This window comes from Bradyrhizobium sp. 190, from assembly GCF_023073415.1.
In the GTDB taxonomy this organism is placed as follows: Bacteria; Pseudomonadota; Alphaproteobacteria; order Rhizobiales; family Xanthobacteraceae; genus Bradyrhizobium.
In genome coordinates this window covers 215,828-233,501 of record NZ_JADPJL010000062.1, presented here as the reverse complement: position 1 = coordinate 233,501, position 17,674 = coordinate 215,828, and the positions used below count along the sequence as shown (strand labels likewise).

Genomic DNA, 17,674 nt, shown 5'->3' with positions numbered 1-17,674 from the left:
CGCGAATGCACAGTGTTGGACGGTCGCTCCCGGCGCCTTAGCGTTCGCTTAAGTTCGCTCTGACACGGTGACGCAAAGATTGAGGGGGCGTTCCGGCGCGTCTGTCTGACGAACAAGCCGAAGCGCGAGAGCCGTGACTGTTTTGAGTATCATCCGCGATTGTCTCGATGCCCTGCTGCATCCCTCGGCACGATATGATGCGTTGACGCGTGCGCGTCACCGCGCATTCATCGCGCCGCGGCTGCTCGGCAGCCTGGTGGCGCTTGCGGCTTTTCCGATCTATCTGGCGATGCGCGGGGCGCCCACGGCGCTCGAGGTCGCGGCCTTCGCCTGGCTGATCGCGCCCATTCTGTTGTCCTGGTTCCTGTCGCGCACCGGCCGCTACGAAGGCGCGCATATCCTCTCCGCGCTGGCGCTGGCGGGCCTCGTCATGATGGTTGCCATAACCACCGGCGGTATCGAATCATTCGCCGCGGTCTGGCTCATCGTCGTTCCCCTGGAAGCCGCGTTGTCGGCCTCGCGCCGCGTGGTTGCGTTCGCTTCCGCGCTGGCGCTGGCATGCGTCGCCTTGCTGATCGCGCTCGGACATTTTCACTTCCTGCCGATGCCGGAGTCGAACGCGGCCCTGCGCAGCGTCCTGATGGGAACCGGGGTGGCTTCCGCGACGCTCTATGCGGCAGGACTCGCCGTCAGCGCCGAATCGCTGGCGCGCACTTCCGTGGCGTTGCTCTATGTGGAGGAAGACCGTTATCGCTTGCTCGCGCGCAACATGAGCGACGTGATTTCGCGTCATAACCGCAACGGCGCTGTGGAATTCATTTCGCCGGCGGCGGAAGCCATGCTCGGCACGCCGGGCGCACGGCTCACCGGCCATGGCCTGTTCGACCGCGTCCATGTCGTCGATCGTCCGGCCTACCTCACGGCGCTGTCGGATGCCGCGCGCGGCAGCGAGCAACGCGTCGAATTCCGTCTGCGCCGCGACGCGGTTCGCGGCCAGAACATTTCCGCGGATTTCATCTGGGTCGAGATGGGTTGCCGGCCGCTCGAGCAGGGGTCGACCGAGGCCGAGGTCGTCGCCGTGATGCGCGACGTCACCGACCGCAAGGTCCAGGAGCAGGCGCTCGAACTGGCGCGCACCGCCGCCGAGCAGGCGGATGCCTCCAAGACGCGATTCCTGGCTACCATGAGCCACGAGCTACGCACGCCGCTGAACGCCATCATCGGTTTCTCCGAGATGATCGTGCACGAAGAGGCGATGATGGTCGACGCCGCGCGCCGCAAGGAATATGCGCAGTTGATCAACGATTCCGGCCAGCACCTCTTGTCGGTCGTCAACGGCATCCTCGATATTTCCAAGATGGAAACCGGCAATTTCGAAATTTCGCCGGAGCCGTTCGCGCCGCGCGCGGCGCTCTTGCACTGCTGCAATTTGCTGGCGCTGAAGGCGCGGGACAACGGCGTCGATCTGATCACCCGCGCGGCGGAGGACTTGCCCGTGATGAACGGCGATCCCCGCGCGTTCAAGCAGATCGCGCTGAACCTCGTCGCCAATGCCATCAAGTTCACCGAGCGCGGCGGCAGCGTGACGGTTTCCGCCGAGGTCGAGGGCGCGCGGCTGATGCTGTGTGTCACCGATACCGGGGTCGGGATCGCCGCCGAAGATCTCGCGCGGATCGGCGATCCGTTCTTCCAGGCCGGCAAGACCTATCAGCGCAAGCACGAAGGCACCGGCCTCGGTTTGTCGATCGTGAAGGGCCTGGTCGCATTGCACAATGGCGAGATGAACGTGCAGAGCACGGTCGGTGAGGGCACCACGGTGTCAGTTGCCTTGCCGCTTGACTTTGCGCCGGTGCTGACGCCTTCCAACAACGTCGCGACGCTGAAACCGGCACTGCGACCCGAATCACAGGATCAAGCCCATCAGGTGAAGAAACGTGCCTAGGCGTATTGACGACGATGACGAGATGCCGCGCCGCCGCCGTCGCAGCGCGAAGGCGGCCGCGATTGAGGTGGAGGAAGAGCGCGGTCTTGTGATGCGCATCCTCCTGCACAGTCCGAAAGACATGGTCGCGGCCCTGCTCGCCGCTGCCGCGATCTGCGCCATCCTCGCCAATGCGCTGTTCCTGCAGGCCGGACGCCATCCCTCGCCGATGTTCGGTTCCGTGGTGACACTGCCGGCGCCGCAAGCTGCCGTCGTGAGCCCGCTGCCGCGCCCGCGCCCGGTCGAACTGTCCTCAGAGCCGCCGGAAATCAGACCGGTCGAGGTGAGGGGCGCTGATCCCAAACAGGTCGAGATCAGGAGCAACGATTCCAGGAACGCTGACCCCAAAAGCCCTGACCCAATGGCCAATCTGGTCGTCAAGTCGACCGGTGCGCCCACCACAGCGCCCGCGAATGTAGCGCGTCCGCCCGCGCCGATTCCGGCCACCGCGCAAAGCGCCGGCGCGCGCCGCGTGGCGGCCGTGCAGCGCGCGCTCACCCAATATGGCTACGGCCAGTTGAAGCCGACCGGGGCGGTCGGTTCGGACACGCAGGCTGCGATCTCCAAATTCGAGCGCGACCGCAAACTCCCGGTGACCGGCCAGATGTCCGATCGGCTTGTGAAGGAGCTCACGGCGATGATCGGCCACCCGATCGACTAGCTTCCGCCTGGTCGCTGGCCTATCGTCGAACTCATGCGATTGAAATCCAGCATCTGGGTGGCTGCTTACCTGCGCCGCTGCCAGACCGAGGGCGTCTTTGGCGCCGTGCGCAAGCGCGGGGCGGAGGAGGCGGGGGCGGTGTTCGTCAAGGTGGCGCTGCTCGACGGCAACGCCATGCTGTATTCACCCGCGCCGCAGACGGTCTATGACGAGAGCCGCCCGGCGGAGCGGTTGTTCGCGCCGGCGTCGCCGCAGCCGGTGCCGGAGCAATCCGTGGAAGAACGCCTCGCCAAGGAACTCCGCTTCGATCCGGACGCCTGGATCGTCGAGACCGAGGACCGGGCAGGGCGGCACTTTCTGGATCTGGCGAAGACTTAGCGCTTCGAACCGTCGGTGCCGGTGCGAACGGCCGGCGCAGTTCCGGGTTGCACCGCGGGGCGGGTTTGCGATGTTGTGGCACGCACGCGATGGCGTTCATCGTCGTACAGCGTAGCGCGGTATTTGGCGCGGGTGACCGCCATGGTCGAGCCGCGCCACGCGGCCAGCATCACGAGCGCGGATCGTTCGCTCAGATGGTCGTACAGTCGCGACAAGCGATAAACGTTATGCACGGATGAGCCGAACTCGGGATTGAGGAACAGCAGCACGCGCTGGAAGGCGGCGCTCGGCATGTCCAGTGCGCGCGCGGCGCAGGCCAGCGGCTCGCCACCGGGATCATGCACCACCTGCTCGGCAATCCGCTGCGGCAGGATCAAAGCTTCGCCGATTTCGAGCGCGAAGTTCTCGGTATCCTCGGCGAACGCGGCCATCTCCAGGATATGGAGCGCGCGCGCGGCGCGGGCTGCGGGAATGCGCGGCGAGGCTTTCAGCGGCGTGTCGGCGAGATTGTGCAGGATCAGCGCGCGCTCGCTGGCGCCTGCGGCAAAGAACATGTCGCTGATTTCGGCGGCATCGTTAGGCCGCATCGCCAGGCTCGCCGCCATCCGCAACTGCGCTTCGGTCGGCGGCTTCACCGTCGGCGTACTGGTCGGAGCATCGGCAATCGATGCTGCGACCGGAAGGATCTGGCCGGGGGACGAACGCCGCAGCCCGAGCTTGTCCATGATCTCGGCCGGCGTTGCCGGATAGATCGCGAGCCGCGCCCGCACCGCGGCGCGGGTAGCGTCGTCGACCTGATCGATCAGGCGGGACGTCAGTTCGATGAACTGCCGCTCTTCGTCGGCGGAATGGGCGCTGGTTTGGACATAGAGGTCGGTCAGCACGCGCAGCAAGGTGGGCCTGATATCGACCCCCTCGCGGCGCGAGAGCGTCATCAGCCCGTCGAATCCCGGAAACATTGGAGCTGCGGTCATGTCAGGTGTGTACGCGACTTCGGTAATCCCTCGCGTCAGCCTACGCACGGCGCTTTAAGAGTTGGTTAAGGAAAACAGCCCGTGAAGAAATCCGATAAAATGCGAGCTTTCGGTGGGCGCAAACAGCCCCAGAACCCGTAACTGTACCGCCTGCACAAATTAAGATGCCGTTAACCACGTTCTGTTCTGAATAATGTCATGTCGCCGGCCAGATCGTGTCCGTGCGGCAACCAGAAAGAACGGAACATGGGCACCATCATTGAATTTCCGGCGGATGCGGCTTCGCGACGGCCGGGCTCAACCATGGATGGCGCTCCACGCGATGGCCTGGGAACCGTGCTGATCCTTCCCGTTGTCCGCATCGAACGTGAAGCCGGCGAAACCGGCGACGGGCGCGGGCCGGAAGAGGGGACGGCGCCCGGTCGCCGTCGCCGTCGGCGCCCCTGAACGACGGAATTTTGAAATGCCGGAGCTGTGCCTCCCGATCCGGACCACCGGGCTTCGGTCACTCCCGGCTCTTATGCTGCTCGTGGCAAGTGCTGTGCTCAGCGGCTGCAGCGGCGGCGATTTCGGCCGCACCCGCGCCGATATGCGCAACGATGACATGCACCGCTGGCTGGGCGCTGAGGCTACCGCTAGCGTCGGCCTCAAGCCCTCGCACTTCCAGCTCACCGAAAACGAGCGCCAGCTCCGCGATCTCGCCTATCCCCTGATCGAACCGCCGCATTCGCGGCCCGCCTGGAAGAGCGTGTTCGGCGATTATCAGCCGTTGCCCTCGCCATGGCGGCAGAAAGTGGTGTTCGACCGCACCACCTATGGACGCGCCCTGATCGACGAGCCGCATCGCTCGCACACCTCGCGTTATCAGCAGTTGATCGAGGACGTCCGCAACGACATCACGAGGTTCGAGCCGTTCTTTGCCTCCGCCGCGCGCGTTATCGAACTCGACCGCAAGCGCGGCACCAGCCTGAAGATGGTGTCGGAACTGTCGGCGCGCGAACAGGCCGATGCGGTCGCCCGCATGGAAGAGAACATCCTGATCGTGCAATGGGTCCAGCAATGCCTGGAGTGGCGCATCTCGTCATATCGCTGGGCGCTGGAGCGGCTGGTGATTCAGGCGCCCGACAATATCGCCGCAGATGCCGACCGGCTGATCGGCGAACTTGCAGCGCAGACGGCCAATCCGCCGCTCGCAGCCCAGCCCGTGATCGGGCGCGCCGTGACGGTGAAGGGCTAGACTAGGGCGTCTACTCACAAATCTGAAAAGCGCCATATACTTGGATGTCCGGATTATGCTCAGGAGCGGACATCTGGGCTGGCCTTCAGCGAGTCTGCTTTTGTGAAGGTTTGCGGATGCCGGCCCCATGATGGTGGCGCGGCACACGCGGGGGGCCGGCGTCCGCAAACCTTCACAAAAGCGGTACACCTGGGGCGATTGATCTTGGGCTCTTACCGGGCGACAGTATTGACATGGAGATACGCTATCCAATCTGGAAAGATCCTTCCTGGCTTCCCTATTGTTTGGCCATCTTTATATTTTTTTGTTCGCGGGTGGTGGTCGCACTCGGACTGGTATTCTCTCAAAAATATCTGCCCTCCGGGCCCGACGTCTGGTCTGCGGGACCGATCTGGTACCACCAATTGCTGCAATGGGATTCGGAGTGGTATTTCAAGATCGCCACAGATGGCTATCAGTATAACGGCGATCCGACTGTTCAACAGAACATCGTATTTTACCCGCTATATCCGATGCTCGCACGGGGCCTGGCGACGATAAGCGGTCTCACGCCTGCGGATGCATTGCTGTTGGTATCGAACGTCGCGGGATTGCTCGCGATTGTCGTCCTTTTCAAGCTGGTTCGCGAGGAATTTGGTGATCAACTGGCTCTCGCCACAATCGCGCTGCTCAGCTTTTTTCCCGCTTCGGTCTTGCTATCGGCCGGGTATACCGAGCCCTTGGCACTGCTGCTAATCGTCTCGTTTTTTCTTGCTTTGAAACGAAAATACTACTTGTCGGCAGCCCTGCTTGCAGGCTTGGCAGTCTCTACCCGATCGACGGGCGTTGTCCTATTGCCTGTCCTTCTTTGGGAGATGTGGGCCAATCGCCATCAGACGAAGTTCCTTCTTTCCCTCGTGCCATGCGTCCTTCTTGCGACGTCGGGCATCTGGCTATTCATGATCTACCTCTGGAGCGCTTTCGGAACTCCGTTTGCTTTTGCGGATGGGCAGGCGGCATTTCATCAGGGAACGACGCTAGCGACAAGATTGATTGCGGCACTAAAGCTTGAGCCGTTCACACGAATGATGCTCAATGATTGGAATCCATGGGGACAAGCTAGCTGGTTTACATTATTGTTCATTACACTAATTGTTTTGGGCTGGTCTCGACTGCGCGCAAGCTGGACGCTATTCGCCATGGCAGTCTTGTTGCTGCCATATCTAACACTCAGCGGTGGGCCAGCAGGCTTCGTCTCGATGAGTCGATTTAATCTCGTTTCATTTCCCCTGTTTGTGACGTTGGCAGGTTTAGGATTGCGAGCGAAGTGGCTTTTGGCAGGAGTGATTGGACTCTTCGGCGCGTCCTTGTTCATGAACACCGCCTTGTTTGCTCGTAGAATTTGGATTGGTTGATCGCTACAAATACTCGCGATGACATGCTTGAGCAACGACCCGGTTTCACGCTGCGTGCCTGTTAGTAGGAAGTTATCCGGCGATCGCGTGTAGCGCGAGTTGGTCAAAGCGCACCCAACAGAGCCCATCAGGGCTCCACTAAGAGGGCAGCGTATTGCAACCCATATCCAAGATTCCCGGACGCTATTATCTGGCAATCTTTGTGCTGGCGTTCGCGACGCTTTCTTACCAGATCCTGATAACGCGCTTCTTCAGCGTTATGCTCCATCATCATTTCGCATTCGCGGCCATTTCACTGGCCATGCTGGGGCTCACCCGCGGAGCGATGGAGGTCTACGGCAAGCCCGAGCGTTATGCCACGGAGCGGGTTGGCATCGAATTCGCCCGCCACGCGTCATGGTTCGCCCTCAGCAGCGTTGGCGCAATGATCGTCTTCCTGTGCGTGCCGCTCGTTGTATCCGCAGCAAATGTGCCCCTCGCTCTGGCGCTGGCGATCATCGCCTTCGTCGCTCCGTTCACGGAAGGTGGGGTTTGCATCACGCTGTTGCTCACCCGTTTGCCCTATCGGGGCGGATGGCTCTATGCAGCCGATCTCCTGGGCGCCGCAGTTGGATGTCTGGGGGTGATCTTAATACTGCTGGTGATTGACCCCGTAAGCGCCACGCTATGGATCGGAGCCTTCGCCGCCGGCGTTGGCTGGACCGTCGTGAGGAAAAGCGGCGACTTCAGCAGTTTGCGTTTGAGCGCGGCTGTCGCGCTGGTTTTGGCCATTGCGGCCACCATGCACTCCGGCCTTGACCTGACCGGTCGAAGCCATCTCGGTGTGTTCTGGGCCAAGGGCGCTGAGCAGACAGGCACGCTGTTCGAACGCTGGAATACCTATTCGCGGGTAAGGGTGCGCGAATTGGCCGAGAAGGTCCCGATTGGCTGGGGTCTGGTCCGCACGCCTGATGCCCGGGTCGATCAACACCACCTCGACATCGATGCTGATGCAGGCACGGTCATCACCAGGTTTGATGGCGACATCGGAAAGCTCGCCTACCTGAAAGATGATGTGATCAATGCAGCCTACCACGTGCAGCCGGCGGCCGACGTCGCTGTCGTTGGCGTGGGCGGAGGTCGTGACATCCTTTCCGGGCTGCTCTTCGGCGCCAGCCGGATTCGCGCAATTGAGATCAACCCGGCGATCTTCGAAGTGCTCACCGAAAAATTCGCTGATTTCTCCGGCCATCTCGATCGCCAGCCCGGCGTATCCTTGGTCAATGCCGAAGCGCGAAGCTACATCAACCACTCGTCCGAGCGTTACGACCTGGTGCAGATTTCGCTCATCGACACCTGGGCGGCGACGCGGCCGGTGCCCTGACGCTCACCGAAAACCGTCTCTATACCGTGGAGGCTTGGGATGATTTTTACCGGGCGCTCAAGCCTGGCGGGCTGCTGTCGGTATCGCGCTGGTACGATGCCGAGAAGCGCCGCAGCGAGCTGTACCGGCTGGTCGCGATCGGGGCGAGCGCATTGCAGCGCAAGGGGGTGGCCGCCACCGAGTTGCGGCATCACGTCGTCGCAGTCAACGTCGGCAACATCGTGACGGTGATTACGCGGCCCGACGCATTCAGCGACGCACAATGGCAGGGCGCGCGCGAGCGGCTTCAAGCGCAAGGTTTCAAGATATTGCTGGGGCCGGACGTCACCTTCGATGCCGTCACCTCGACATTGCTGTCCGACAAGGCGAACCAGGCTTTCTTCGATTCGCTGCCGGAAAACATCGCTGCTTCGACTGACGACAATCCGTTCTTCTTCTATACGTCGCGCTTCAGCGATTTCGTGAGCACCCATAGTTGGGACATGATGAGCAACAATGCCGCGATCGGCATCACCGGCTTGCTCATCATCGTAGCGCTCTGCGCTTGCGGATATTACATCGTGCTGCCCTTCCTCCGTCTTGCGAAGCGGATGCCAATGGCGACGCTGACGCCGCCCGTGGCCTATTTCAGCGCGATCGGGATGGGCTTCATGCTGGTCGAGATATCGCAGATGCAGCGCCTGATGGTCTTTCTCGGACATCCCGTTTACGGGCTGAGCGTCGTGCTATTCACAATACTTCTCTTTAGCGGGATTGGCAGCGCCACGGTCGGTGCGGATACCTCCTCCCGACGCGTCACCGTCTTCAGGATTGCCGCGCTCCTCACCACGCTCGTGGTGGCAGGGCTGCTGACGCCGCTGGTCACCACCTGGGCGCGGTCGCTGTCAACCGACATGCGTATTCTGGTGTCTGTCCTGCTGCTGGCTCCTCCTGCATTCTGCATGGGGATGATGTTTCCGCTCGGCCTCGGTGTCTGGCGCCGTCATCATGAACTGCTGCCGTTCTTCTGGAGCACCAACGGAATTACGTCGATGTTCGCGTCGGTGCTGGGTGTGGCGTTGTCGATCCAGTTCGGCATCGCCAAGACCTATGCGTTGGGGGTGTGCTTTTATGCGGTCTGCGCCATCGTGATCATTGCAAGCCGCTGGGTGCAGTCGATCGACATGTCAGCCGCGAAGGGCCCCGTTAGCCCCGAGGCTAGTATCGCAGGAAAGGAAGGCGCCACGATTCGGCGGCCACATCAGTAAAGGGAAGTCCGAATACCGCGTCTCGCACCCACTGCAGATGCGAATAGTGCATCGCAAGCGCGACATGCGGCGCAGGAGCTTCGCCGAAAATGCCGCTGGTACTCGGAATGTTTCAGCGTCGCGCCGACATCGATCGCGCCATGCGCATCCAAAATCAGGAGCGGCTACGGACGCTCAAGGCCAGTCACGGCGATGCCGTGACGATCTTCAACAGCCACGATCCCGTGGATTACGAGAATTGCCGCTGCGGCCAACACCAGGAAGTGCCGGCCCGCAACAGGCCGTGATCAGCGCTTGCCCCGCGGCGCAGGGGCGGGGGCCGGTGCAGGCGCCGGTTCGGGTTGTTTGGCCGGCGGAGGCTCGGTCTCCACACTGCAGCGCGATGCCGCGAGCGAGGCCTGCGCCTGCGGCATCAACCCTGGCTCGGGCGCCAAGGCCTTCAGCACGATCAGGCCGGTCGCGGTGGGGGAGTCGATGATCAGGCGGTCGGCGGCGGTAACTTCCTCATCCTCCGGGATTGCGGAATGCTGCTCTTCCGTCATCAGGTCGAGTTCGATCACCTTGCGGCCGGCCGAGCGGTCGTTGATCGCGTAATAGGCGACCTCGTTGCGCGTATAGAACGACACCGAGGTATAGGCCTGGCTGACCGGCACCGTCAGCTTGATCGGTCCACTGGTGAGGTCGTAGCGGCAGATCGCGACCGCAAAGGCCGGGTCCATGAACGGCATCGGCGCGTTGTTGGGCTCGGCGAGCGGCAGCGCCGTGACGGCGTTCTCTTTGGTCATCGGCGTCAGCCGCGAATAGGCGTCCTGGGTCGCGATGCGCGGCAGCGCCAGCACGCTGACGAGATGCACCACGCCGCCCAGCAGCACGCCCGCGATGATGGTGAACAGGAGCCGGATCATGGGCAGTTCACCGTTGATATCGAGGGCATCGGCGCGTCGCGCTGCGTCCGCGTCGCAACGCCAACCGGCGTATCGTAGAGCCGCAGCATCAGCGCGTAGCGCTCGATGCCGCCGGTCGGCAGCCAGTTTCCGGCCCGCGAGCGCGCCGCCACGCGGATCTCGAACCCGCCGTCGGAGCCGCGAACGATTTCCTGGCTGGTGAAGCCGTAGCGTTGCAGCGAATTGGCGACCAGATGCCCCTTGCGGTCGAACAGGGTCAACGTCCAGAACCGCGCCGCCGGCGTCACCCCGCTGACGAGCACGTCGCAGCGCCCGTCGAGCGGCCTGTTCTTGTCGTCTGACGTGGCCGAGAAGGCGATGCCGTCACCGGTGCCGATCGGCAATTCGCCGCTGCGGGCGATCGAGGCGCGCGAATAGGGGTCGACCTCGGCGGTGCCGCTCTTGGGCCGCGCGGTCCAGGCGCCGATCGTCAGCGTGCCGAGATCGGTGCCGCGCGTCGCCGTCATGTAGGTCGAGCCGAGACCGACGGCCGTGGCAAGCGCCAACGCCAGCAAGGTGATGAAGATCAGCCGCACGGGCCAGTGCTCCGAAATCTCACGGCATCAGATTCCGGTTGAACCGGCTTCATCCGAAACCTGAAGCGCTTCTTTTGGTTTGAGCATCTCGGCGCAGACGCCTCGCATCCGTTCCGAGGAAAGCCGGTTAACATTCTGCCGGATCATGCCTTTTAATTCTTCCGCTGCGCCGGTGCCGGCTGGTCGCCCGCGGCTGCGATATAGTTCTCCGGGAAGGCCAGCGCACCAGACGTGACCGGCTTGCCCGGCTGGTTCTGATCGTTGGACGAGGTCTTGCCCGCGGCCTTGGCGGCCTCATCGAGCAGTCGCTCGACGCGCACCAGAATATCCGCGCCGCGCTTGGTCAATACCGGCGGCGGTCCCGGCTTGGTGTCCAGCACCCGTGCCGCGCTGTTGGCCGCGACACTGGCCGAAAGGGCGGGCTGCGGCAGTTTCGTACCCATGCCGATGCCGGGGACTTCCTTCACCTCGACGCCCTGATGCGCGACGACCATGATGTCGTGCCAGGTTTGCGCAGGCAACGAACCGCCGGTCATGCGGTTGGTCGGCGAGTAGTCGTCATTGCCGTACCAGACCGCGCAGGTGAAGTTGCCGGTGAAACCGACGAACCAGGCGTCGCGGTAGGCGTTGGTGGTCCCGGTCTTGCCGGCGGTCGGGATGCCGTCGATCGCGGCGCGGCGGGCGGTGCCTTCGCTGACGACATGGCTCATCATCTCCGACATATCGGCGGCAACGGAGACGGGAATGGCTTGCACCGGCTTCTTGCCGTCGCGGTCGAAGCGCCAGACCAGATCGCCGGCGCCGGTGCGCACTTCCAGCACCGCGTGAGGTTTGGCCGCCTTGCCTTTGTTCGGGAAAGTCGCATAGGCGACCGCGTGTTCGAGCACGGTGACTTCGTCGGAGCCGATCGGCATCGACGGCGTATCGGGCAGCGGCGCCGTGAGGCCGAACTTCCGCGCCACCTCGGTGATCTTGACACGGCCGGCCTTCGCGGGGTTCGGCGACTTGCCGCCGAGCGCAATCGATAGTTTGACGGGCACGACGTTGATCGAGCGGGTGATCGCCTGCGTCAGCGTCACCGAGCCGGAATAGTTGTGGCCATAGTTCTGGGGGCACCAGTTGCCGATGCAGACCGGCCCGTCGACTACTTTCGAGTTCGGGGTGTAACCGTTCATCAGAGCTGTGGCATAGACATAGGGCTTGAACGACGAACCCGGCTGCCGGTAGGCGTCGGTCGCGCGATTGAACTGGCTGGATCCATAGTCGCGGCCGCCCACCAGGGCGCGAACGCCGCCGTCGAGATCGGCGACCACCGTGGCGGCCTGGGTCGCGTGATAGTCGCGGCCGAACTGGCGCAACTGGTTTTCGACGGTTTCCTCGGCCGCACGCTGCACGTTCATGTCGATCGCGGTGCGGACCACGAAGACACGCTCGACATAGGATTTCGGAAAGGTGTCGACCAGCTTGCGCATCTCTTCAAAGGCGTAGTCGAGGTAATAGTTCGGTGAATTTTCGTCGCGGCGGTCGACGGCCATCGCCGGATTGCGCCGCGCACCGAACACCTGTCCTTCGGTCATGAAGCCGGCATCGACGAGGTTGTCGAGCACGATGTTGGCGCGGGCGCGGGCGGCGGGCAGGTTGATGTGCGGGGCGTATTTAGTCGGCGCCTTGAACAGGCCGGCCAGCATCGCCGATTCCGCGAGATTGACGTCGCGCGCCGACTTGTTGAAGTAGAAATGCGCCGCGCCGTCGACGCCGAAGGTGCCGCCGCCCATATAGGCGCGGTCGAGATAGAGCTTCAGGATCTCGTTCTTGGTAAGACGCGTCTCCAGCCAGATCGCGAGGAAGGCTTCCTTCACCTTGCGCTCGATGGTGCGCTCGTTGTTGAGGAACAGGTTCTTCGCGAGCTGTTGCGAGATCGACGAACCGCCCTGGCGGACGCCGCCGGCCTGTGCGTTGGTGACGAGGGCGCGCGTGGTGCCGGCGATGTCGATGCCGAAATGGTCGTAGAAGCGGCGGTCCTCGGTGGCGAGCGTCGCCTTGATCAGATTGTCCGGAAAATCCTCCAGCGGGATCGAGTCGTTGTGCTTGATGCCGCGGCTGCCGATCGGATTGCCGTAGCGGTCGAGGAACGACACCGCGAGATCGGACTTCTTCAGCCAGTCGTCGTCGGCGGTTTCGCGAAACGCAGGAACCGCGAGCGCCAGCATCACGATCAGCCCGCCGAGTCCGATGGTGGCGGCTTCCGAGAACGGCTCGATGAAGACCCAGCGCTTCCAGCGGCCGACATAGAAGCGGTCCATGAAGGTGGAGTAGCGCTCGTACAGCTCGCGCAGGCCCTTGCCCGACGAAAACAGCGTCGAGTCGATGCGCGCATCCAGATCCAGAAGGAAGTTCCGGATCTTCTGCTTCAAGTGTGGAGGTACGATCTGGCGCACCGGGACCCTTGGTCGTTCGAAACGCTCACGCACCCGGCCGGGCGCTATCGAGACGTCATGCTTTGTTGTTGCGGCAAACCCAAGGCGCTTTTTAGGACGCTCGGGGACTCTCAATTGTTCTATCCGAGCGGGGGCTATAAACCAATGCTCTCGCTCACCATTTTGGTGGTCAGCCCTAACGCGTTCCCACCCTTTTTTGTGCCCGTAGTCAGCCCGCTTGCGCCGGAGTTGCCGGACCCCCTAGAAGGGCTGCAGCCGAACTCGACCCGGAAACCATCCGACTTCATGACCGCACCGCCCAAGCGAGCTTCCAGCCAGGAGGGATTCTTCTGGAAAACCAAGACGTTGGAGGAGATGTCCAGCGCCGAATGGGAAAGCCTGTGCGACGGCTGCGCGCGCTGCTGCCTGGAAAAGCTCGAGGACGAGGATACCGGGAAAATCTACTTCACCCATGTTTCCTGCAAGCTGCTGGATTCGGGGCTATGCGCCTGCAAGGACTATCCGAACCGTTCCGACAAGGTTCCGGATTGTGTCCCCCTGACGCCCGAGAACGTCCGCACCCTGAACTGGCTGCCGCCGAGCTGCGGCTACAAGCTGGTCGCGGAGGGGCGCGATCTCTACTGGTGGCATCCCCTGATTTCGGGGGACCCCAACACCGTGCATGAAGCCGGGGTTTCGGTGCGCGGCAGGGTGCAAGGCACCGAGGACGAGATCGCCGATGAGGATCTCGAGGACCACATCGTGCAATGGCCGGCACTATTGCCGAAACGGGCGCGGCTGAAGAAGCGGCCGAAGGCCTGAACGTAACGCCCTGAACCTCCTGCCGTGATCGATCACGGAAACGCGACGATATTCCCGCGGGATGCACCCATGCGCGCAGGCGTCTGCCGCGAGGGAAATTTGCCCTCTAAGGTGCCTGCGATATGGCGATTCCATCTCGGCGGCTTTGGCCGCGCAGAACAATATTACGTCCGACATGAACAAGCACCAGCGGCAGGGTCGTGAACCTGCCGACCAGACGACATTGCCTGATGATATCGGCGAAGAGCTCTCGCGCATCACGACGGAGGTCATCGATGTCAGCGATGCGCCGCCGATTGCGCCGCCTGCGCCGCTGAGCCCCGACGAGGTTCGCACCATCCTGATGAGCCTGTTGCTGACGATGTTCCTGGCCGCTCTCGACCAGACCATCGTGGCGACGGCGCTGCCGACCATCGGCCGCCAGTTCAACGACGTCAGCAACCTGTCCTGGGTCATCACGGCCTATCTCCTGGCCTCGACGGCGGTCGCGCCGGTATTCGGCACGCTGAGCGACATTTACGGCCGCCGCGTCATGATTACCGTTTCGCTTGTCCTGTTCACGGTCGGCTCGATCCTCTGCGCGGTCGCGCCGAACATGCCGGTATTGATCGTCGCGCGCGGCCTGCAGGGGCTCGGCGGCGGCGGCATCATGCCGGTCGTGCAGACCGTGATCTCCGACGTGGTCAGCCCCCGCGAGCGCGGCAGGTATCAGGCCTATTTCAGCGGCGTCTGGATGGCTGCAGGCTTGATGGGTCCCGTGCTCGGCGGCGTGTTTGCCGAGCATCTGCACTGGTCCATGATCTTCTGGATCAACGTGCCGCTCGCCATAGGCGCGCTGTTTCTGCTGTTGCCGAAGATGGGCAAGATCCCGGTGTTCCATCGCCGGCGCAAGGTAGACTGGCTCGGTGGAGTGCTGCTGATGGCCTCCGCCGTCGTGGTCATGCTGGTGCTGAGCTGGGGCGGCAATCGCTATGCCTGGCTGTCGCCTGCGATCATGGCGATGATCGGCGCGTCGGTCGCGCTGGCGTTCGCCTTCGTCTGGCACGGGCGCAATGCCGACGAACCGTTCCTGCCGCTGCCCTTGATGGGCGGAACGGTGGTGCCTTACGCGATGGTGGCCGGCGGCTGTGCGCTGGGCGCCATCACCGGGCTGACCGTGCATCTGCCGCTGTACTACGAGGTAGTCTATCATTTGACCGCGAGCGAAGCGGGGCTTGCGCTGATTCCGCTCGCTGCGATTTCCACCTGCGGGGCTGCGATCGCCGGACGGACCATGGCGCGCGCCAAACACTACAAGCGCGTGGCGATCGCCGGCACTTCGGCGGCGGCGATCTTCGGTGCGGTGCTGACCGTGACGACGCTGCCGCTGTGGGCCTTGCTGGTCGTGCTGTCGCTGTTCGCGCTCGGGTTAGGCACGACATTCCCGGTCAGCGTGGTCTCGCTGCAGAACTCGGTGGCGCGCGCGCAGATCGGCACCGTGACGGGTGCGATGAATTTCTTCCGCTCGCTGATGTCGTCGTTCACGGTCGCCGCCTTCAGCGCGATCCTCTTGATGGCGCTGGGCGCGGGCATCTCGCTCGGCGAACATCGGGGACCCGCGAACGCCATACCGGTCGCCGACATGATCACCGCGTTCCACTACGTGTTCGGCGCCGCCACCGCACTGCTGGCCTGTGCCGCGGTTTGCATCATCCTCATGGAGGAGCGGCCGCTCGCCGGCCCCTCGACGCCGGCGGAGATGGCGGAGTAGGGGATACCGTTGTCCTCACACGTGTCTACTTTGCATGGGGTTGTTTTCGATATTTTGTGTTTGTGCCCTCCGGCGCACCGCCGAAGCGCATCCGCATCGCTCCAGGCTGGAGCGAATACTGTCCGTGGCATTCGCAGTCGTCTGTCTCAGGTCCCCGGCCGCGACACCTCGGTCTCCTTGCTGGTGATGAACTCCAGCAGCACCGGGACGCCTTCCTGGGTCTTCTGGATGCCGCGCTGGATGGCGGGGATGATGTCTTCCGGCCTCAACACCCGCTCGCCATAACCGCCGAAGGCGCGCGCCATCGCCGCGTAATCGCCGGAAATGTCGGTCGAGCGGTATTTCTCGGTCGAGATCGGCATCACCTTCAACTCGATCGCCATGGAAAAATTGTTCAACAGGATCGACATGATCGGAATGCGCTCGCGCACCGCGGTCTCGAAATCCATGCCGGTGAAGCCGATCGCGGCATCGCCCCAGACGTTGATGCAGAGCTTGTCGGGCCTTGCCAGCTTGGCGCCCATCGCAAGCCCAAGGCCGTAGCCGAGCTGAGTGGTCTTGCCCCAGCCGATATAAGAGAGCGGTTCGACGGATTTCCAGAACGGCGAGAGCTGGTCGCGCGGGCTGCCGGCGTCGTGGGTGATGATGGTGTTGTTGATGTCGACGGTGTGCTGCAGATCCCACAGCACGCGGTAGGGGTTCAGCGGCGCGTCGTTATGGGTCAGCTTCGGCAGCCATTTCGCCAGCCATTCCTTATGCGAAGCTGCGATCTCGGCGGCGACCGCCGTCGCGTCGCGATCCGTCGTGACAGTCTTGCCGATCTCTTCCAAAAGGGCATCGAGTACGAGCCCGGAATCGCCGACCAGGCCGATCCTGGCCTCAACGTCCTTGTTGAGATGGTTGGGGTCGAGCGTCGAATGGATGATGGTCTTGCCCTTCGGCATGGCGATGCCGAATGACGTCTCGGTGAAGGAGCAGCCGATGCCGAAGATCACGTCGGCGTCGCCCAGAAATTTCGGCACGGCGCGCGGCACGGCGAGGCCGCCCGATCCCAGCGACAGCGGATGCGTTTCCGGAAAGGACGATTTGCCGCCAAGGCTGGTCGTAACGGGGATGGCGAGGCGCTCGGCCAGCCGCCTGAGCTGCGGCCAGGCCATGGCGTAGTGCACGCCCTGGCCGGCGTAGATAACCGGGCGCTTCGCCGCGACGAGGAGGGCGGCTGCTTCCTTCACATGCACGGGATCCGCGCCGTAGCGGGTGCGCAGCACCGGCGTATAGTTCAGCGGTTCCGGCACTTCCTCGTTCCACATGTCGGCGGGGATTTCGACGATGACAGGCCCGCCGCGGCCGTTCTTCAGTTTGGTGAACGCGCGCCGGAAAATGTTGCAGACCTCGGCGGCGATGTTGATCGGCTCGGACGATTTCGAGAACGCCTTCATCGCCTGGCTGGAATTGAAATTCGGGTCGATGTTGGCGAGCCTTCGCGCATAGCCCATCGGCAGCACCAGCACGGGAACCGACTCGCCGTAACATTGCGCCACGCCGCCCATCGCGTTCTCGGCGCCGGGCCCATGCTGCATGCAGAATGCGCCGATCGATTGGCCCGAAGTGACGCGCGAGATCGCGTCCGCCATGTGAACGCCGATGCGTTCCTGGCGCACCATCACGGGGCGGATGTCGGCATTGGCGGCATATTCAATGAGATGGTTGACCGGATAGCCGCAGAGGATTTCGATTCCCTCGCGCTTCATGATTTCCGCAATGGCGGCGCCGAGCTTCATGACGGTCTCTCCCCTGATGCAGGCCGGTTTGGTCCGGCCGATTTGCAACAGTAGGAACAGGATTTTCGGGCCCGGTAAAGCGCTGACAAAGCATACGTGCGGAAGTGCTGATATGCGTTTTGCCGCCCCAGGGGCTCGTTCGGTAAATTACCAAGATGCAGGCCGGCGAAGAATTTTCTTGCGCGCAAC

The 17,674-nt window shown here is 63.0% G+C and carries 16 protein-coding genes; 11 read left to right on the top strand and 5 right to left on the bottom strand.

The window, feature by feature from the left end:
• Window positions 1-133 precede the first annotated feature (133 nt).
• Genes IVB22_RS30330 through IVB22_RS30320 form a run of 3 tightly spaced genes read left to right on the top strand, consistent with a single transcriptional unit; the run spans window position 134 to window position 3,020 of the window.
• Window positions 134-1,942, top strand: a complete 1,809-nt coding sequence (locus IVB22_RS30330; RefSeq protein WP_247520824.1) for an ATP-binding protein — start codon at window positions 134-136, stop codon at window positions 1,940-1,942.
• Complete coding sequence (locus IVB22_RS30325) at window positions 1,935-2,642, top strand: peptidoglycan-binding domain-containing protein (protein WP_247520823.1); 708 nt, start codon at window positions 1,935-1,937, stop codon at window positions 2,640-2,642. The genes IVB22_RS30330 and IVB22_RS30325 overlap by 8 nt, the downstream gene beginning before the upstream one ends.
• A gap of 33 nt (window positions 2,643-2,675) precedes the next feature.
• Window positions 2,676-3,020, top strand: a complete 345-nt coding sequence (locus IVB22_RS30320) for a DUF1491 family protein (RefSeq protein ID WP_247520822.1) — start codon at window positions 2,676-2,678, stop codon at window positions 3,018-3,020.
• Here the strand turns inward: IVB22_RS30320 and IVB22_RS30315 are convergent.
• On the bottom strand, window positions 3,017-3,994 hold the full coding sequence (locus tag IVB22_RS30315) for a DUF2336 domain-containing protein (RefSeq protein WP_247520821.1): 978 nt from the start codon (window positions 3,992-3,994) through the stop codon (window positions 3,017-3,019). The two genes, IVB22_RS30320 and IVB22_RS30315, sit on opposite strands and share 4 nt — an antisense overlap.
• A gap of 246 nt (window positions 3,995-4,240) precedes the next feature.
• Between IVB22_RS30315 and IVB22_RS30310 the strand changes: the two genes are divergently transcribed.
• From IVB22_RS30310 to IVB22_RS30285, 6 genes are all read left to right on the top strand, one after another.
• Complete coding sequence (locus IVB22_RS30310) at window positions 4,241-4,441, top strand: hypothetical protein (RefSeq protein ID WP_057848126.1); 201 nt, start codon at window positions 4,241-4,243, stop codon at window positions 4,439-4,441.
• Window positions 4,442-4,457: 16 nt separating this feature from the next.
• A complete protein-coding gene (locus IVB22_RS30305) occupies window positions 4,458-5,231 on the top strand; it encodes a hypothetical protein (RefSeq protein WP_247520820.1) in 774 nt (257 codons plus the stop codon).
• Window positions 5,232-5,464: 233 nt separating this feature from the next.
• Window positions 5,465-6,625, top strand: coding sequence for a mannosyltransferase family protein (locus IVB22_RS30300; RefSeq protein ID WP_247520819.1), 1,161 nt, complete (start codon window positions 5,465-5,467; stop codon window positions 6,623-6,625).
• 154 nt (window positions 6,626-6,779) lie between these two features.
• Window positions 6,780-7,988 carry a hypothetical protein gene (locus IVB22_RS30295; protein ID WP_247520818.1) on the top strand — a complete coding sequence of 403 codons (1,209 nt, stop codon included), beginning with the start codon at window positions 6,780-6,782 and terminating at the stop codon, window positions 7,986-7,988.
• 26 nt (window positions 7,989-8,014) lie between these two features.
• A complete protein-coding gene (locus tag IVB22_RS30290; RefSeq protein ID WP_247520817.1) occupies window positions 8,015-9,235 on the top strand; it encodes a hypothetical protein in 1,221 nt (406 codons plus the stop codon).
• Window positions 9,236-9,324: 89 nt separating this feature from the next.
• Window positions 9,325-9,522 carry a hypothetical protein gene (locus tag IVB22_RS30285; RefSeq protein WP_247520816.1) on the top strand — a complete coding sequence of 66 codons (198 nt, stop codon included), beginning with the start codon at window positions 9,325-9,327 and terminating at the stop codon, window positions 9,520-9,522.
• Here the strand turns inward: IVB22_RS30285 and IVB22_RS30280 are convergent, their stop codons facing one another.
• The 3 genes from IVB22_RS30280 to IVB22_RS30270 form a co-directional block, all read right to left on the bottom strand.
• Window positions 9,523-10,140 (bottom strand): DUF1254 domain-containing protein, encoded by a 618-nt coding sequence (locus tag IVB22_RS30280; protein WP_247520815.1) that lies wholly within the window; start codon window positions 10,138-10,140, stop codon window positions 9,523-9,525.
• Entirely contained in the window at window positions 10,137-10,715 is a 579-nt protein-coding gene (locus IVB22_RS30275) for a DUF1214 domain-containing protein (protein WP_247520814.1), read from the bottom strand. The genes IVB22_RS30280 and IVB22_RS30275 overlap by 4 nt, the downstream gene beginning before the upstream one ends.
• A 152-nt stretch (window positions 10,716-10,867) precedes the next feature.
• Window positions 10,868-13,153, bottom strand: a complete 2,286-nt coding sequence (locus tag IVB22_RS30270; protein ID WP_247520813.1) for a transglycosylase domain-containing protein — start codon at window positions 13,151-13,153, stop codon at window positions 10,868-10,870.
• Window positions 13,154-13,438: 285 nt separating this feature from the next.
• Here IVB22_RS30270 and IVB22_RS30265 point away from each other — a divergent pair, with 285 nt between their 5' ends.
• Both IVB22_RS30265 and IVB22_RS30260 read left to right on the top strand, forming a co-directional pair.
• Entirely contained in the window at window positions 13,439-13,954 is a 516-nt protein-coding gene (locus IVB22_RS30265; protein ID WP_247520812.1) for a YcgN family cysteine cluster protein, read from the top strand.
• Window positions 13,955-14,129: 175 nt separating this feature from the next.
• On the top strand, window positions 14,130-15,704 hold the full coding sequence (locus IVB22_RS30260) for an MDR family MFS transporter (RefSeq protein WP_247520811.1): 1,575 nt from the start codon (window positions 14,130-14,132) through the stop codon (window positions 15,702-15,704).
• A 146-nt stretch (window positions 15,705-15,850) separates the two neighbouring features.
• Here IVB22_RS30260 and IVB22_RS30255 read toward each other — a convergent pair whose 3' ends face one another.
• A complete protein-coding gene (locus tag IVB22_RS30255) occupies window positions 15,851-17,485 on the bottom strand; it encodes a thiamine pyrophosphate-requiring protein (RefSeq protein WP_247520810.1) in 1,635 nt (544 codons plus the stop codon).
• Window positions 17,486-17,674: the final 189 nt, after the last annotated feature.

Coding starts and splice junctions, on each gene's coding strand:
- IVB22_RS30320 (WP_247520822.1), top strand. CDS start 2,676: ATGCGATTGAAATCCAGCATCTGGGTGGCTGCTTACCTGCGCCGCTGC.
- IVB22_RS30315 (WP_247520821.1), bottom strand. CDS start 3,994: ATGACCGCAGCTCCAATGTTTCCGGGATTCGACGGGCTGATGACGCTC.
- IVB22_RS30310 (WP_057848126.1), top strand. CDS start 4,241: ATGGGCACCATCATTGAATTTCCGGCGGATGCGGCTTCGCGACGGCCG.
- IVB22_RS30305 (WP_247520820.1), top strand. CDS start 4,458: ATGCCGGAGCTGTGCCTCCCGATCCGGACCACCGGGCTTCGGTCACTC.
- IVB22_RS30300 (WP_247520819.1), top strand. CDS start 5,465: ATGGAGATACGCTATCCAATCTGGAAAGATCCTTCCTGGCTTCCCTAT.
- IVB22_RS30285 (WP_247520816.1), top strand. CDS start 9,325: ATGCCGCTGGTACTCGGAATGTTTCAGCGTCGCGCCGACATCGATCGC.
- IVB22_RS30280 (WP_247520815.1), bottom strand. CDS start 10,140: ATGATCCGGCTCCTGTTCACCATCATCGCGGGCGTGCTGCTGGGCGGC.
- IVB22_RS30265 (WP_247520812.1), top strand. CDS start 13,439: ATGACCGCACCGCCCAAGCGAGCTTCCAGCCAGGAGGGATTCTTCTGG.
- IVB22_RS30260 (WP_247520811.1), top strand. CDS start 14,130: ATGAACAAGCACCAGCGGCAGGGTCGTGAACCTGCCGACCAGACGACA.
- IVB22_RS30255 (WP_247520810.1), bottom strand. CDS start 17,485: ATGAAGCTCGGCGCCGCCATTGCGGAAATCATGAAGCGCGAGGGAATC.